The organism is Micromonospora sp. CA-248212, assembly GCF_050948405.1.
Classification (GTDB): Bacteria; Actinomycetota; Actinomycetes; order Mycobacteriales; family Micromonosporaceae; genus Micromonospora.
In genome coordinates this window covers 5,633,725-5,649,519 of the sequence record NZ_CP192023.1, presented here as the reverse complement: position 1 = coordinate 5,649,519, position 15,795 = coordinate 5,633,725, and the positions used below count along the sequence as shown (strand labels likewise).

General features: G+C 72.6%; 16 protein-coding genes and 1 pseudogene. 4 read left to right on the top strand and 13 right to left on the bottom strand.

The window, feature by feature from the left end:
* Window positions 1-14 precede the first annotated feature (14 nt).
* From ACQP03_RS26445 to ACQP03_RS26435, 3 genes are read right to left on the bottom strand one after another with little or no spacing between them, the layout of a single operon-like run.
* The gene (locus ACQP03_RS26445) at window positions 15-308 is read right to left on the bottom strand and encodes a DUF1330 domain-containing protein (RefSeq protein WP_357132488.1); all 294 of its coding nucleotides are present in this window, start codon (window positions 306-308) and stop codon (window positions 15-17) included.
* A 32-nt stretch (window positions 309-340) separates the two neighbouring features.
* Window positions 341-1,729 (bottom strand): MFS transporter, encoded by a 1,389-nt coding sequence (locus tag ACQP03_RS26440; protein ID WP_357393329.1) that lies wholly within the window; start codon window positions 1,727-1,729, stop codon window positions 341-343.
* A gap of 41 nt (window positions 1,730-1,770) precedes the next feature.
* Complete coding sequence (locus tag ACQP03_RS26435; RefSeq protein WP_357393331.1) at window positions 1,771-2,229, bottom strand: MarR family winged helix-turn-helix transcriptional regulator; 459 nt, start codon at window positions 2,227-2,229, stop codon at window positions 1,771-1,773.
* A gap of 99 nt (window positions 2,230-2,328) precedes the next feature.
* On the opposite strand from ACQP03_RS26435, the gene ACQP03_RS26430 reads away from it, so the two are divergent.
* Window positions 2,329-2,547: a hypothetical protein gene (locus ACQP03_RS26430; RefSeq protein ID WP_355051399.1), complete on the top strand. Its 219-nt coding sequence runs from the start codon at window positions 2,329-2,331 to the stop codon at window positions 2,545-2,547.
* A 116-nt stretch (window positions 2,548-2,663) separates the two neighbouring features.
* On the opposite strand, the gene fabF is transcribed toward ACQP03_RS26430, so the two are convergent.
* From fabF to ACQP03_RS26400, 6 genes are all read right to left on the bottom strand, one after another.
* Complete coding sequence (gene fabF, locus ACQP03_RS26425) at window positions 2,664-3,890, bottom strand: beta-ketoacyl-ACP synthase II (RefSeq protein ID WP_357132496.1); 1,227 nt, start codon at window positions 3,888-3,890, stop codon at window positions 2,664-2,666.
* A gap of 2 nt (window positions 3,891-3,892) precedes the next feature.
* Window positions 3,893-4,132 (bottom strand): acyl carrier protein, encoded by a 240-nt coding sequence (locus ACQP03_RS26420; RefSeq protein ID WP_007463517.1) that lies wholly within the window; start codon window positions 4,130-4,132, stop codon window positions 3,893-3,895.
* A gap of 87 nt (window positions 4,133-4,219) precedes the next feature.
* Window positions 4,220-5,164, bottom strand: a complete 945-nt coding sequence (locus ACQP03_RS26415) for a beta-ketoacyl-ACP synthase III (RefSeq protein WP_357132499.1) — start codon at window positions 5,162-5,164, stop codon at window positions 4,220-4,222.
* Entirely contained in the window at window positions 5,161-6,117 is a 957-nt protein-coding gene (locus tag ACQP03_RS26410; protein ID WP_396833232.1) for an ACP S-malonyltransferase, read from the bottom strand. Before ACQP03_RS26410 ends, ACQP03_RS26415 begins: the two co-directional genes overlap by 4 nt.
* Window positions 6,118-6,195: 78 nt before the next feature.
* Window positions 6,196-7,509, bottom strand: coding sequence for a PucR family transcriptional regulator (locus ACQP03_RS26405; protein ID WP_396833263.1), 1,314 nt, complete (start codon window positions 7,507-7,509; stop codon window positions 6,196-6,198).
* A complete protein-coding gene (locus ACQP03_RS26400; protein WP_363660273.1) occupies window positions 7,509-8,348 on the bottom strand; it encodes a septum formation family protein in 840 nt (279 codons plus the stop codon). The genes ACQP03_RS26405 and ACQP03_RS26400 overlap by 1 nt, the downstream gene beginning before the upstream one ends.
* A gap of 201 nt (window positions 8,349-8,549) precedes the next feature.
* On the opposite strand from ACQP03_RS26400, the pseudogene ACQP03_RS26395 reads away from it, so the two are divergent.
* Both ACQP03_RS26395 and ACQP03_RS26390 read left to right on the top strand, forming a co-directional pair.
* Window positions 8,550-9,085 (top strand): annotated as a pseudogene (locus ACQP03_RS26395) (hypothetical protein).
* A gap of 104 nt (window positions 9,086-9,189) precedes the next feature.
* The gene (locus ACQP03_RS26390) at window positions 9,190-9,513 is read left to right on the top strand and encodes a hypothetical protein (protein WP_357173645.1); all 324 of its coding nucleotides are present in this window, start codon (window positions 9,190-9,192) and stop codon (window positions 9,511-9,513) included.
* Between the two features lie 114 nt (window positions 9,514-9,627).
* On the opposite strand, the gene ACQP03_RS26385 is transcribed toward ACQP03_RS26390, so the two are convergent.
* A complete protein-coding gene (locus ACQP03_RS26385) occupies window positions 9,628-10,278 on the bottom strand; it encodes a hypothetical protein (RefSeq protein ID WP_357173648.1) in 651 nt (216 codons plus the stop codon).
* Between the two features lie 238 nt (window positions 10,279-10,516).
* On the opposite strand from ACQP03_RS26385, the gene ACQP03_RS26380 reads away from it, so the two are divergent.
* Window positions 10,517-11,146, top strand: a complete 630-nt coding sequence (locus ACQP03_RS26380; protein ID WP_357132511.1) for a copper resistance CopC family protein — start codon at window positions 10,517-10,519, stop codon at window positions 11,144-11,146.
* Between the two features lie 460 nt (window positions 11,147-11,606).
* Here the strand turns inward: ACQP03_RS26380 and gltX are convergent, their stop codons facing one another.
* The 3 genes from gltX to ACQP03_RS26365 all read right to left on the bottom strand — a co-directional run bounded on the left by gltX (window position 11,607) and on the right by ACQP03_RS26365 (window position 15,727).
* Window positions 11,607-12,977 carry a glutamate--tRNA ligase gene (gene gltX, locus ACQP03_RS26375; RefSeq protein WP_433461217.1) on the bottom strand — a complete coding sequence of 457 codons (1,371 nt, stop codon included), beginning with the start codon at window positions 12,975-12,977 and terminating at the stop codon, window positions 11,607-11,609.
* Between the two features lie 126 nt (window positions 12,978-13,103).
* A complete protein-coding gene (locus ACQP03_RS26370; protein WP_357132517.1) occupies window positions 13,104-14,381 on the bottom strand; it encodes an MFS transporter in 1,278 nt (425 codons plus the stop codon).
* Window positions 14,378-15,727: a GH1 family beta-glucosidase gene (locus ACQP03_RS26365; protein WP_357132520.1), complete on the bottom strand. Its 1,350-nt coding sequence runs from the start codon at window positions 15,725-15,727 to the stop codon at window positions 14,378-14,380. The genes ACQP03_RS26370 and ACQP03_RS26365 overlap by 4 nt, the downstream gene beginning before the upstream one ends.
* Window positions 15,728-15,795 lie beyond the last annotated feature (68 nt).

Below are 15,795 nucleotides of genomic sequence, written 5' to 3'. Positions count from 1 at the left end.
CGACCGCGACTCGGTCAGTCGATGCCCTCGACGATGCGGAAGTCGCGCTCGACGCCGTCGGAGAGTGCGGCCAGCGCCTCCTGGTAGGCCGCACTCTCGTGCGCCGCGACGGCCTGCTCGAAGCTGTCGAACTCGATCAGGACCGTACGCTCGGCGATTCCGGCGTCGTACGCGGCGATCCGACCGCCACGGACGAGGACCCGACCGCCCCCGGCCCGGACAGCGGGACCGGCCAGCTCGTTGTAGGCGGCCAGCTTCTCGGGGTCGGAAACGGTGCGGTAGGCGCTGACCCAGTAGCCCTTAAGCATGGAACCTCCTGTGGTGGGGGAGTGCGTCCGACTCACGTGTTGGTCGTGGCCGAGCGTCGCCGGGCGAGAGCGAGGCTCGTCAGCGTCGCGATCGCCATGGCGCCGATCCCGACCATCGCCGCGGTGCGGTAGGCGCGGTCGTCGGGAAAGAGGTGGCCGGGGCGGGTGCCCGCGGCGAGGACCAGGCCGCCGACAGCGCTGCCCAGGGAGTACCCGACGCTGCGGACGACGTAGTTGAAGCTCATGGCGCTCGACGTCTCGCTCCTGACAGTGGCGGCCAGGATGACACCGGGCATCGCGGCCGAGAAGCCGCCGACGCCGAAGCCGAGCACGCCCATCGCCGCGAACAGTTCGGCCAGGTCCGACCGGGCCGCCGCGAACAGGGCGAACCCGACGCCGACCACGACAGCGCTGCCGGCCAGGAGCAGGGGGTCGGCGACCCGCGTGCGGATCCGCGGCGTGAGCTTGCCGGCGACGAACCCCAGCACCGAGAACGGGATCAGGACCAGCCCGGCGACGAAGGTCGTCAGCCCGAAGCCGTAGCCGACGCCGGGCGGCGTCTGCGCGTACCGGGTGATGAGCGTGAGCAGGAGGTACATGCCGATCCCGGCGACGAACATGGCGAGGTTCGCCCCGGCGACCGCCGGGTGCCGTACCGCCCGCACATCGACCAGGGGCGTCGGGCTGCGCAGCTCGATGACGGCCCAGACGCAGAGCAGCACCACCGCGACGACGGCGAGGCCCGCCGCCACGGCGAGGTGCCTGCTCCACAGATTCCGCTCACCGGCGAGGAACAGCACCAGGAGCAGCGCAGCGCTCAGGACGACCGCGCCTGCCACGTCCACGTGGGCGGACCGGCCTTCGGGAGCTTCGGGCATGGCGCGCCACGCGGTCAGGAGGGCGGCGGCGGTGACGACCAGGCCGAGGCCGTAGGCGGCCCGTACTCCGCCGAGCTCGGCGAGCAGGGCGGCCAGCGGGTAGCCGACGCCCGCGCCGATGATCGAGACCACCGAGATCAGAGCGATCACGGCCGCGCCGCGCTCCTCGGGGAGGTGGTCCCGGGCCACGCCCATCATCAGCGCCGTGAGCCCGAGCCCGACGCCCTGGGCCGCCCGGCCGGTCAGTAGCCACGCGAATGGCAGTGGCAGCACGGTGAGCGCGCTGCCGGCGACGACGACGGCCAACGTGGCGAGGATCGTGGCCCGTCGGTGTGGACCGGCTCCGAGCCGGCCCAGGACCGGCGTGGCGACGGCGCCGCTGAGCAGCGCGACGGTCAGCGTCCACTGCGCGCTGCCGAGCGAGACGTGGAACGACGTCGCCACGCTGGTGATGAGCGGCGTCCCGAGGCTGGCGACCGCCGCCACGACCAGGGCGATGAACATCAGGGCGGGGACCAGCAGCCGCGTCTCGGAACGGGTCACCGGAAACGCCTTCGGCGCGCCCCCGCCGATCGGTTGCCCGGTCACCGCCTCGGCCCTTCGCGGTCCTGTCCTTCGAGCGCTGCCAGATGCTCCAGCGCCGGCAGGGCCGCCGCCAGCGCCTCGACCTCGTCGCCGGTGAGCCGGCCGATCAACCGCTCGAACGCGTGGATCCCCGCCTGGCGGCGCGTCCGGACATAGGAGGCGCCGGCCTCGGTCAGGCACACCAGCGTGACCCGCTTGTCGGACGCGTCGCCCCGCCGCTCGACCAGGCCGGATTCCTCCATCACCCGGACCAGGGTGGTCATCGCGGGCTGGGTGACGCCCTCGACCGCGGCCAGATCGGTGATGCGCCGCGGACCCGTCCGGTCCAGGGTCGCCAGGGTGGCGGCAGAGGTCAGGCTCATGTCCCGGGGTAGGCGTCTCGCGGCCCTGGTGGCCAGGCCGTAGAGGGCCGCCCCGATGGCGGCGGACGTGCCAGGAGGAGTGTCTGGACGACGCACGCCAAAAGCATAGCGCTTTTATATTCACAGTCTATGCAAGAGGCCGCGGGCCCGGGAATCCGGTCGCGCCGGCACGGCCACCCTGGCAGCGTGTCGCCCATGGGTCAGGCGCAGGGCTTCCGGTACGACCAGCGGGCCGACGGCACGGTGGTGATCACCCACCACGGCCGGGTGGCGGGCACGCTGCGGGGCGCCCGCGCGGCGGAGTTCCTCGCCGAGGTCGACGACGACCCGCAACTGGTGATGGCCCGCTGGACCGGCAACTACCGCCACGGCAACGAGCGCACCGCCCGGCAACACCCCCGCAACCGACGCTGAACACGCGAAAGGGCCCCCTCGCGAGAGGGGACCCTTTCGGTGATCCGCAGATCGGCCAGCTCACGGCCGCTGTCTCACGGCCGCTGTCTCACGGCCGCTGTCTCACGGCCGCTGTCTCACGGCCGCGCGAAGACCAGCGCCACGTTGTGACCGCCGAAGCCGAACGCGTTGTTCAGCGCGGCGGGGATGTCCATGTGGCGTGCCTTGTGCGCGGCGACCTCCAGGCTGAGCCCGGGCTCCGGGTCGTCCAGGTTGATCGTCGGAGGCACGACGCTGTCGCGGATCGCCAGGATCGTGGCGATCGACTCCAACGCTCCGGCCGCGCCCAGCAGGTGACCGGTCATCGACTTCGTCGCGGCCAGCACCGGGTGGTCGCCGAGCGCCTTGTGCAGCGCGCCGATCTCCAGCATGTCGCCGACCGGGGTCGACGTCGCGTGCGCGTTGACGTGCACGATGTCCTGCTTGGCGATGTCCGCGTCCGCGATCGCCTTGGCGATGGCCCGGATGGCGCCCTCACCCTCGGCGTGCGGTTGCACGATGTCGTACGCGTCGGAGGTGATGCCGGCGCCCGCCAGGCGCGCGTACACCCGGGCGCCCCGGGCCGCGGCGTGGTCGGCCCGCTCCAGCACCACGATGCCGGCACCCTCACCGAGGACGAAGCCGTCGCGGCCGGTGTCCCACGGGCGGGAGGCACGTTCCGGGTCGTCGTTGCGGGTCGACATGGCCCGCATCGAGCTGAAGCCGGCGATCGGCAGCGGGTGGATCACGGCCTCGGTGCCGCCGGCCACCACCACGTCGGCCCGGCCGGCGCGGATGATGTCCAGGCCGAGCGCGATCGCCTCCGCGCCGGTCGCGCAGGCGCTGGCCACCGTGTGCACGCCGGCCTTGGCACCCAACTCCAACCCGACCCAGGCGGCCGGCCCGTTGGGCATCAACATCGGGATCGTGTGCGGGGACACCCGCCGCGGCCCGGACGCCTCCAGGATGTCGTCCTGGGCGAGCAGGGTGGTGGCGCCACCGATGCCGGAGCCGACGCTGACGGCGAGCCGCTCGGCGTCCAGACCGGCGTCCGCCAGACCGGCGTCCGCCCAGGCCTGCTGCGCCGCGATGAGCGCGATCGCCTCGGAGCGGTCCAGGCGGCGCAGCTTCACCCGGTCCAGCACCTCGGACGGCTCCACGGCCAACTGGGCGGCGATCCGCACCGGCAGTTGCGCGGCCCACTCCTGGGTGAGGGCACTCACCCCGGAGCGGCCGGCGAGCATGGCGTCCCAGGTCGACGCGACGTCCCCGCCAAGCGGGGTCGTCGCGCCGAGCCCGGTGACGACGACGTCAGGACGACTCATGATCAGGACTGCGCCTCGATGAAGCTGACGGCGTCCCCGACGGTCTTGAGGTTCTGCACCTCGTTGTCCGGGATCTTGACGCCGAACTTCTCCTCGGCGGCCACCACGACCTCCACCATGGAGAGCGAGTCGACATCGAGGTCGTCGGTGAAGGACTTCCCCTCGGCCACGTCGTCCGGGTTCACCCCGGCAACCTCTTCGAGGATCTCGGCGAGGCCGGTGGTGATCTCGTCACGGGTCATTGCGGTTGGTTCCTCTCATAGGGGGTTCTCTGGCGGCCGGCGTCGCCGGGCGCCGCTCCTGGAGCGCGTACGCGCCTCAAGGGGGCTTCAGGGGCAGCGGACGACCTGACCGGCGTAGGTCAGGCCACCGCCGAAGCCGAACAGCAGGACCGGGGCGCCCGAGGGCACCTCCCGCCGCTCGACGAGCTTCGACAGGGCCAGCGGGACGCTCGCCGCCGAGGTGTTGCCGGACTCGACGATGTCCTTCGCGATGATCGCGTTGGGGATGTTGAGCCGCTTGGCGATGCCGTCGATGATCCGGGCGTTGGCCTGGTGCGGCACGAACGCGGCCAGCTCCGACGGGTCGACCCCGGCCCGCTCGCACGCCTGCAGGGCCAGCGGCGCGAGCGCGGTGGTGGCCCAGCGGAACACCGACTGGCCCTCCTGCTGGATGTACGGGCGCCAGCCCTCGATGCGTACCGCGTCGCTCTTCTCCGGCGCCGAGCCCCACACCACCGGGCCGATGCCGGCGGGCTCGTCGTCGGCGGTGGCGGTGACCACCGCGGCGCCGGCGCCGTCGCCGAAGATGATGCAGGTGGAGCGGTCGGTCCAGTCGGTGAAGTCGGACAGCTTCTCCGCGCCGATCACGATCGCGTTGCGCGACGCGCCGGCCCGGATGGCGTGGTCGACGGTGCCCAGCGCGTACGCGAAGCCCGAGCAGGCGGTGTTGACGTCGAACGCGCCCGGTGCGGCGATGCCCAGCTTGGCGGCGACCCGGCAGGCCACGTTGGGGCTCCGGTCGATCGAGGAGCAGGTGGCGACCACGACCAGGTCGATGTCGGCGGCGCTGAGCCCGGAGTTGGCCAGCGCCTTACCGGCGGCTGCGGCGGCCATGTCGGCCACCGTCTCGCTGTCGGCGATCCGCCGGGTGGCGATGCCCACCCGGTCGCGGATCCACTCGTCGTTGGTGTCCACCAGTTGGGCGATGTCGTCGTTGGTCACCACCCGGGAGGGCTGGTAGTGCCCCATCGAGACGATGCGACTGCCAGTCATGAGTGTCCTCCGATGGGGGCGAGCGGTTGGCCCGGCGTGGCGTGGCGGGCGATCAGGTCCCGTGCGGCCGGCAGGTCGTCCGGGGTGTTCAGGGTGACGATCTCCGGGGCGCCCTCGCCCCGGAGTTCCCGCTTGACCAGACCGGCGAGGGTGCCGGCCGGGGGCAGCTCGATCACGCCGGTCACGCCGTGCTCGGCAAGGGCGCGCATGCACAGGTCCCAGCGCACCGGCGCGGTGACCTGGCGGACCAGGCGTCGCACCAGCTCGTGCCCGTCGGTGACGGCGGTGCCGTCAAGGTTCGACAGCAGGATCCGCGCCGGGTCGACGGGGGCGATCCCGGCGGCGACGGCGGCCAGCGCGGCCTCGGCCGGGGCCATGTACGGGGTGTGGAAGGCCCCGGCCACCTGGAGGCGGATGACCCGGGTCTTCGCCGGCGGCGCGGCGGCGAACTTGTCCAGGCCGTCCAGCGAGCCGGCGGCGACGATCTGGCCGGCGCCGTTGCGGTTGGCGGGGTGCAGCCCGGCGGCGCTGATCGCGGCCAGCACCTCGTCCGGGTCGCCGCCGAGCACGGCCGCCATCCCGGTCGGCTCCAGCGCGCAGGCGGCGGCCATCTCGCGGCCACGGATGCCGGCGAGGGTGATCGCGGCCTCGGCCGACAGCACCCCGGCCACCGCCGCGGCCCCCAGCTCGCCGACGCTGTGCCCGGCGGTGAGCGCCACGCCGTCCAGCGGCAGGTGCTCGGCGGCGAGCAGCGCCGCCGCGACGAGCAGCGGCTGGGTACGGGCGGTGTCCTTGATCTCGTCCGCGTCGGCGGCGGTGCCCAGGTGCACCAGGTCCACGCCGGCCAGCGCGGACCACCAGCGCAGACGCGCCTCGGTGCCGGTCAGGTCGAGCCAGGGAGTCAGAAAGCCGGGTTTCTGGGAACCCTGGCCGGGACTAAGTACGGCGAGCACGCCTATGACTCTCCCGGATACGCGTGGGTAGCGCTGTGCCGGGGCCGACCAAACCGCACTAGAACCTTTGGAGGTTTCTTACAAAGATCGGCGGGGATCATCGCTGGTTTGGGCGGATTTCCGGGCGGCCGGGGTCAATGTCTGGGTCGGGACCGCCGAGGCCACCGGGACCACCGGGTCCAGCCGACCGACAGTCAACGCCACCTGGAGGGCGAACGCGTCCCGGGGCGACAGCGGCGAGAAACCGGTCACCTCCGCGATCCGGCGCAACCGGTACCGCACCGTGTTCGGGTGGACGAACAGCGCCCGCGCCGCGCTCTCCAGCGTGCCACCGGCGGCCAGGAACGCGTCCAGGGTCTCCAGCAGCTCGCCACCGGCGCGGACCAGCGTCGCGTACACGTCGTGCCGCAGCCGCCGGCGGGCCTCCGCGTCGCCGGCGAGGGCCCGCTCCGGCAACAGGTCGGCAGCGGCCACCGGCCGGGGGGCGGCCGGCCACGCCGGCGCCGCCCGGAAGCCGGACAGCGCCGACCGCGCCGACTCCGTCGCCTCGTCCAGACTGGGTACGGCCGGACCGACCACCACCGGGCCGTCACCGAACGCGTCCAGCAGCTTGCCGGTGGCGCTCAGCGGGTCCGCCGCGCCACCCAGCACGATCACCAACCGATCGCCGTGCACCCCGCCGATCACCTCGACACCGATCCGCCGCGCCAGCCGGTACACCACGTGCAGCACGGCGGAGACCTCCCCGCCCGGGGAGTGGCCGACCGCCACCGCGACCGGTGGCGCGTCCGCCCAGCCCAACGCGGCGGCCCGGCTCGCCAGGACGTCCGGCGAGTCACCCCGCAGCAGCGCGTCGACCAGCAGCGCCTGCAACCGGGCGTCCCACGCGCCGCGCGACTCGGCGGCCCGCGCGTACACCCGGGCGGCGGCGAACGCGATCTCCCGGGAGAAGCGCAGCACCGCCTCGCGTAGCAACTGCTCCTCGCCCTCGGCGGCGAGCTGCGACACCTGTTCCTCGACGACGTCGATGGTCACCTTGATCAGCGCCACGGTCTGCTGGAGGGTGATCGACCGGGCCAGCGCCTGGGGCGCCGCGTCGAACACGTCGTCGGAGACCTCCTGCGTGCTGTCCGCCGTGCCGCCGCCCTCGCGCAGCCACTGCACCAGCGAGCGGGCGCCGGCCTGGGCCACCAGCATCACCCAGGAGCGCTGGTCGGCCGGCAGAGCCCGGAACCACGGCAGCGTCTCGTCCATCCGGGCCACGCTGGCAGTGGCCAACGCTCCCGCCGAACGCTCGATCCGGCGCAGCGTGGCCGCCAGCTCCCCACCCTCGGCCGTGCTCACCCCTCTAGCCTGACACGTCGTGAGCAGGCCACGAACGCCGGCACCGATCAGCGGGGCGGCAGGCCGGTATTCCTGAGGGACCCGTCGAGCTGCCGGTTCGGGCTGTGCAGGAAGCAGATGGCGCTGAGTCGGCCAGCGAGCCATTCCGGCTCACTTTCCAGGACGTACGCCAACACCTCCAGCCGGCCCTCCAGGGCGGCCTCTGGCGCACCGACGTACCGGGCGACCGTCGATCGGCATCCCGCCTGCATGACCTCCTCGGTGAGCTCCTCCACCTCCGGGCCGGCCGGCCAGATGCCGGCGAACTCGGTGCCGTGCGGCCCGGTGCAGGAGGCCGGTGGCAGGTCGACCAGGTCGTCGGCGTTCTCCTCGGGCGCGGTGAAGCACGTCAGCCGCAGCGGTGAGTCACCCGTCAGGCCGGCCCGCAGGCTGTTCGCCCGGGGGTTCGGCACCCACCGGTCCAGCGCGAGCATCTCCACCAGGTCACAGCGGTACCACCGTTCGCCCGCCTGCCAACGCGCCGTCGACGGGGTCAGCGTCCGCATCGCCAGTCGTGACTCGCGCCACTCCCCGCCCAGGAAGCGGGCCGCCGCACTGTCGCAGGCATCGTGGAGACGCCACATCGCGTCGGTGTCCGCCGCCGGAGGCGCCGACGCGACACCGTCCGTGCCGCGGATGACGCCGACCAGGAACGTCTCCGCCTCGTGCTTGGAGGAGCAGGGGATCGGCGCGTACGTCTCGGGGCTGCGATCGTCGGAGGCGGTGGCATGGCACACTCCCGACGCGGGGGCGAAGGTCGAGCCCTTCGCCTCGGTGGGACCGCTGTCACAGCCGCTCACCCCCACGATCAGCGCCACCAGGACCGTCGTTTCCCACAGGCGTCGCATGTCGTCTCCGTCGGGCAGTGATCATCGGTACCGCTGGCGGGCAGCGTACGACAGGGCAGTCCGGCGGGGTGTCCCCTGTGGAGCTGCCGACTCAGGGTCGCGGCGGCGCGGACAGGCCCAGCCCCTGGGGCCAGGATCGCGGCCCGCACCCGGCTCGTAGGCTGCCGTCCGGCGATGCTGGTGGCGACGAGGGGAGCGGCCATGCTGGTCGCGGTGATCATCGGTGGTGAGATCGCGTTCCGGGTGCTGATCGCCGCCGGCTTGGTGGCCCGCTATCCGCTGCGCCGGCCACGGCTCGGCGGGGCGCTGCCGGTCCGCGTACCGCTTGTCGATCTGGCACTGCTCGCCGCGTCGGTGCTCGACCTGCGCGCGGCGCGACCGCGGACCTCGGTCACGGCCCCGCCGCCCACCTCGGCTTCTCGGTGGCCTTCGGGAACTCGATCGTCCGGTGGCCGGACCAGCGCTTCGCCCGCCGGTTCGCCGGTGGCCGGCCGCCCGTGCGGCCTCCTCGCGCCGGCTGGGCCCACGCCCGCCACGGGTGGCGGGAGTGGGCCAGGGCACTCCTCGGCTGGGCCGTCGCGTGCGGCCAGCTCGGTGCGGCGATCCTCTGGGTGAACGACGCGGAAAGAACCCGTGAACTGGGCAACTGGATCCGCAGCCTGACCACCGTGATCCTCATCTGGCTGGTCGCCTTCCCGGTCTGGGCGCCCCTGTTCCCCGGTCGCCCGAAGCGCTGACCCCGGGGTACGCCGTGCACAGGCCGTCGGTCCCGGCCAGTACGGTGACAGGGCACGTACGGGGGGAGCACCTGCGCGTGAGTGCGAGCGTGAGGAGACCGGGGATGGCGCACGGGGAGGCCGAGCACGGCTGCGCCCAGGGCGAGCCCTGCCGCCTGGGGCACCACGACCCGCAGGTGGCAGGCAAGCCTCGCCGGCCCGTCGGCCCGGCGGCTGCGCACCCGAGCGAGGCGTCCACCGGGCGGCCGGACGAGGAGATCCCGCGCCAGCGGGCCGCCGAGCCGGTGGCCCTGGGCGAGCCGGAGCCGGGTGACCCCGCTGGTTGCCTCAGTGAACTTCCTGGATGGGCGGGTGCCCACCGGCACGGCCCGGTCCGGCCACGTCAGCGGGGCACTCGACGGGAGCGCCCGCCGCGCCGCTGGTGCTGACCCCGTGGGGGCCGAGCGCTGTGGCCCGCTGAACCCGTGCCTTCTGGCGTACCCGTGCCTTCTGGCGTACCCGTGCCTTCCGGCGGCCGTCAGCGGGTCCGGCGGATGGCCGCGTCAGCGGGTCCGGCGGCGGATCAGCAGGGCGATCCCGGCGAGGCCGACCGTGATGGTCAGCATCACCCCGACGTTGAGCAGCAGCAGCCGCTGCAACTCACCGAGTGCTTCGTCGATGTCCCGCACCGGATCCATGGTGTCCTCCGGCAGCACCCGCTCGCCGCCGCCCACGCCGCCACTGACCGTGTCGAACTGTCGCTCCAGCGGCACCCCGGCGGTACGCAGCGTCTCGGACATGCTGAGCCGTCCCAGGAACCAGCCAGCGCTGGTCCGGCGACCGTCCGGCTGTTTGGCCGGGCGGTAGACGCGCGGGCCGCCGGCCGCCTTGGGGTAGAGGTCGAAGATCTGCTTCGGGGTCTCCCCGGCGAGCACCACGACCGTGTACTTCGGACCGAGGTCAGCCGCCTTGGGACCGGTCGGCATTCCGGTACGACCGAAGAAGTTGATCTGGTCGATGACCGCGAGGACGTGCGCGGGCTGGGTCTCGGACCGTAGCCGCAGCGGCTCGGTGAGCCCTTCGCCGGTGACGTCCACACCGGCGGGCGCAGGCTTGGGCGCCGCGCTCGCCGGGCCGGCCATGCCAAGCACCAGCACCGCCGCAGCCAGCGTGCCCGCCAGCACGGCGAGCCGGCGCCTCATCTGTCGGACCATCCCGCCTCCTCGCCCCGTTCGATGGATGGCTTCGCCGTGACGTCCGGGTCGGTCGGCCGGTGACGGCACCGACCGGGTCGGTCCCACTCTCACAGACTCCGCAGAACGTCGATGGATTGCAGCTTGTGGAACAGTATTTGGAACTATCTGCGATCTCTGCTCGACTAACGAGGAGCTGTTTGATCAGCGGGCGGATCGTACCCTTACGGAGGGGTTCATGGGGGGCAGGGTTACACGGATGGCACGGCTCGTGCCAGTGGTACTCGGCGTGGCGTTCGGTGTGTCGTTACTGGCCCCGGCGACGCCGGCCGCCGCGCACAACTCGCTGACCGGCAGCGATCCGCCCGACGGCGCCCGGGTGGCCACCGCGCCCACCCGGATCGAGCTACGTTTCCTGGCCAAGCCGCCGCCGGCTACGACGAAGATCACAATAACCGGACCGGACAATGTGGTCGCCGGCGGGCGGCCCACGTTCGACGGCACCCGGGTACGCGTGCCGTTCACGCCCGGCGCGGCGGGGCTCTACGCCGTCGCCTACCAGCTGCCGTCGAACGACGGCCACCCGATCAAGGGCGAGGTGCGGTTCACCCTCACCACCGGCACGGCTGCGGACCCGTCCGCCAGCCCCTCTTCAGCCCTCGGCCCGTCCGGCAGTCCGTCAGTGGCCAGCACCGGCCCGTCAGCGCCCGGCTCGCCCACGGCATCCCCCGCCGGACCCGTGTCGCCGTCGGCCGACACCGTTTCCGCCGTACCGGCCGCCGAGGAACGATCCGACTCGGGGAGCCGCTGGTGGCCCTGGGCACTCGGCGGCGCGCTACTGCTAGCCGCCCTGACGGCCGCCCTGCTGCTCCGCCGCCGAACCCGCTAACCGCCCCGCGTCCCCGCGTCCCCGCGTCCGCCGATCTTGCACTTCCTGTGGCGACGTAACGGGCATCCAACCCCATACCAACAACCGAAACTGCAAGATCGGCGCGGCGGGGTGCGAAGGCAGGGCGTGGCTCGGCGACAGCCGCTGCGTCTCGGCGCCGATCTTGCGCTTTCTGTGGCGACATAGCGTGCAACCCACTCATATCGACAACCGAAACTGCAAGATCGGCGCGGCGGAGAGCGCAGACGCGACACCGCCCAAAGCGAGCCGGACCCTCGCCGCCCCCGTCCCGCCGCCCCGTCCCCGCCGCCCGCCCAGTCTGGGTCGATCATGGACTTGTGGTGGAGGACAAAGTCGTTATAAGGGTGCCCAACCCGGCACCACAACTCCATGATCGACGGGGCGGGGCGGGGCGGGGCGGGGCCGCGAAGCGGCGGAGGCGGCGGCGGGGCGCAGGGGGTTAGGGGAGGCGGAGGCGGGCTGCGCGCATTCTGGTCAGGGTGCGTTCGCGGCCTAGTACCTCGAGGGACTCGAACAGCGGCAGGCCCACGGTGCGGCCGGTGACCGCGACGCGTACGGGCGCCTGCGTCTTGCCGAGCTTGAGGCCGCGCTCGGCGCCGACGGCCTCCAGTGTCGACTTCAGCGCCTCGGCGTCCCAGGACTCCAGCGCCTCGAAGGCCGCGACCGCGTCGTCCAGCAGTTCGGCGGAGCCGTCCTTCATCGTCTTCGTCCAGGCGGCCTCGTCGATCGTGGGCGAGGCCAGGAAGAGGAAGTCGACGTTCGGCACGATCTCGCTGAGCACCGCGATCCGGGTCTGGGCCAGCGACGCCACGGCGGCGAACGCGTCGGCGTCAAACTCCTCGGGCTGCCATGGCGGCGGCGCGATGGTCCCGGTGCCGGTCAGCCACGGCTGGCAGGCGTCGACGAACTCGGCCACCGGCAGCGCGCGGATGTACTCGCCGTTGAACGCGCGCAGCTTCTTCTCGTCGAAGAACGCGGGGGAGGGGTTGACCTCCTCCAGGCGGAACTCGTCCTCGATGACCGACCAGGGCACGATCTCCCGGTCGCCCGAGGGCGCCCAGCCGAGCAGCATGAGGTAGTTGCGCATCGCGCCGGCGAGGTAGCCCTCGTCGCGGTACGCCTCCAGGGCGACCTTGTCGCGGCGCTTGGAGAGCTTCTGCCGCTTTTCGTTGACGACCACCGGCACGTGCGCCCAGACCGGCGGCTTGACCCCGAGGGCGTCCCACAGGAGCTGCTGCTTGGGCGTGTTGGGCAGGTGCTCCTCGGCACGGATCACGTGGGTGATGCCCATGGTCATGTCGTCCACGACGTTGGCCAGCAGGAACACCGGCGATCCGTCGCCCCGGGCGATGACGAAGTCCTCGATGAGCTTGTTTTCGAAGGTGGGCTCGCCCCGGATCAGGTCGACGACCACGGTCGTGCCCTCGTCGGGCGTACGGAAGCGCAGCGCGTGGCCCGGCCCCGGCCCGAGGCCACGGTCGCGGTGGTAGCCGTCGTAGCCCTGGTACTGCGAGCCGGTGCGGGCCTGTACGTCCTCGCGGGTGCAGTCGCAGTAGTAGGCGCGGCCCGACTCGTAGAGCCGGGTGGCGGCGGCCCGGTGCTCGCCAGCGTTCTCGGACTGGAAGTACGGCCCCTCGTAGCTGCCCCGGGAGATGCCGATCCAGTCCAGCGCGGAGAGGATGCCCTCGGTCCATTCGGGCTTGTTGCGCGCCGCGTCCGTGTCCTCGATGCGGAGCACGAACACCCCGCCCTGCTGCTTGGCGTAGATCCAGTTCTGCAGCGCCGAGCGGGCGCCGCCGACGTGGAACATACCGGTCGGGGAGGGGGCGAAGCGCACACGTACCGTCACGTCCTCCAGCCTACGGCGGCCGTCGACCCGGTAAGGAAGGGCCCCTTCTTATCGCCTCGTGTTGTACAAGGTGCCCTTCCTTACACCTCAGGCGACTGAGCGGATCTTGACCACCAGGGCGCTGCCCACCACGGTGACCACGGCGGTGACCGCGTAGAGCGTCGGATAGCCGCCCAGGTGGACCACGAGCGGGGCGGAGAGCGCCGGACCGAGCACCTGCGGCGCCGAGTTGGCGATGTTGATCACGCCAAGGTCCTTGGCCCGATCGGTGGCGCGTGGCAGCACCTGCGTGATCAACGCGGCATCCACCGAGAGGTAGACGCCGTAACCCGCGCCCAGCAGCAGCGCGGCGACGATCGCCATCGGCCAGGTGGGTGCGACCGCGAGCAACAGCGCGGCCACGGCCATGATCAGCCCGGAGACGATCACGTAGATCTTGCGCCGCCCGGAGCGGTCGGACAGCCGGCCGGAGACCACGGCGGTCAGCATCATGCCCAACGTGTAGAGCAGGATCAGCACCAGCAGGCCGCCCTCGGGGTCGGGATAGTGAACCCCGTCGGTGAGGAAGTACAGCAGGTAGAGGGTGCCCAGCGCGTTGCCGAGCTGGACCAGGAACCGGGTGATCCACGCCCAGGCGAAGTCCGGGTGCCGGCGCGGGCTGATCCACATCGAGGCGAACAGCGTACGGACGCGCAGTGCCGGGCGGTTCGCGCGGGGCAGTGGGTCGTCGGGGGTGAGCAGCGCGAACGGCAGCGACAGCAGCAGGATGGCCACCGCGATCGCCAGGTAGCCGGCGGCGTTCCCGGTGACCACGGCGGTGACCAGCACCGCCCCGAGGACCAGCCCGAGCGCCTGCGGGATGCCCACCCAGCCCGAGACGCTGCCGCGCTGCGTCACCGGCACCCGGTCCGGGATGGCGGCGGTGAGGCTGGCCAGCATCGCGTTGAAGCAGACCTGCGCGGCGACCCAGCCGACGGCGACCCCGAGAATGGTCCGCTGCTGGGCCAGCAGCACCAGCGCCGCCGCGCCGAGCACCGCCCCGCCGGCGGTCCAGACGTGCCGCCGACCGAACTCCCGACCGCCGACCCGCAGGCAGGTCCGGTCGGACAACGCGCCGGCCAGGGGGTTGGCCAGCACCGCCGCCAACGCGCCCAGGCCGGTGACCACGGCCAGCATGGTCTCCTTGTCGCCGGGCGCGATCCGCTCGATCTGCTGCGGCAGCAGCACCTGGATCGGGGTGAAGAACGCCATCCACACGCCCAGGTTGGCGGCGAAGACCAGGCCGATCCAGCCGCGCCGGACCGGCACGGTCGGCTCGGCGAGCGCCGCCGGCAGCGCCGCCGCCGCCGGGTCGACGGTGGTCACCGCGCCGCCCCCGGCGCGCTGCCCGCGATCACGTCCCGCAGCCAGGTGTACGACGACTTCGGCGTACGCCTCTGCGTGGCGTAGTCGACGTGCACCAGACCGAAGCGCTTGGTGAATCCCTCGGCCCACTCCCAGTTGTCCAGCAGCGACCAGACGAAGTACCCGCGGACGTCCACCCCGTCGTCGATGGCGGCCCGGACCGCCCGCAGGTGCCCGTCGAGGTACGCGATCCGTTCCGGGTCGGCCACCTGCCCGTGCGCGTCCGGCTCGTCGTCGTACGCGCAGCCGCCCTCGGTGATCTCGATGGGTGGCAGCGCCTCGCCGTACGTGTTCCGTAGCCAGCGGAGCAGCTCGTGCAGCCCGTCCGGGGCGACCGGCCAGTCGAAGGCGGTACGCGGGTAACCGTCCAGCGGCACCAGGTCGAACGGCAGCGGCGAGCCCTCCTCGGCTGCCCGTACTCCGGTGGGGTTGTAGTAGTTGACCCCGAGCACGTCGATGGGCGCGGCGATGGTGTCCAGGTCGCCGGCGCGGATGACGGTCGGGTCGAGGCCGGGCAGGTCGGGGTACCCGCGTCCGAGCAGCGGGTCGGTGAAGAGCCGGTTGTGCAACGTCTCGTACGCGGCCCCGGCGGCCCGGTCGGCGTCGCTGTCGCCGAGCACCCGCACCGGCGAGTAGTTGTTGGCGATCGCGACGGGGCTGTCGGTGTGCGCCCGCAGCGCCTGTACCGCGAGCCCGTGGCCGAGCAGTTGGTGATGGGCGACCGGGAAGGCGCCGAAGAGGAGCATCTGGCCGGGGGCGTGCACGCCCATGCCGTAGCCGAGGCTCATCTGGATGAACGGCTCGTTGAGGGTGATCCAGAGCCGGACGCGGTCGCCGAGGCGGGCTGCGGTCCGCTCGGCGTACTCGGCGAAGTGGGCGGCGGTGTCCCGGTGCAGCCAGCCGCCGGCGTCCTCGAGGGGTTGCGGCAGGTCCCAGTGGTACAGGGTGGCCACCGGGTCGATGCCGGCGGCGAGCAGGTCGTCGACCAGCCGGTCGTAGAAGTCCAGGCCGGCGGCGTTGGTCGCGCCGCTGCCGTCCGGCTGCACGCGGGGCCAGGCGATCGAGAACCGGTACGCCCCGACGCCCAGCCCGGCCATCAGCGCGACGTCCTCGGCGTACCGGTGGTAGTGGTCGCAGGCGACCGCGCCGCTGCTGCCGTCGCTGATCCGGCCCGGCTCGCGCGCGTAGGTGTCCCAGATGGACGTTCCGCGTCCGTCGGCCGTGGTGGCGCCCTCGATCTGGTGGGCCGAGGTGGAGACGCCCCAGCGGAAGCCGTCGGGGAACTCGGGCATCGGTGCGGTCGACATGCGCTCTCCCGGTGAACGTGAAACGTGTTCGGGACTCTAGGACGCTGTCGATGAATGCGCCATAGGTC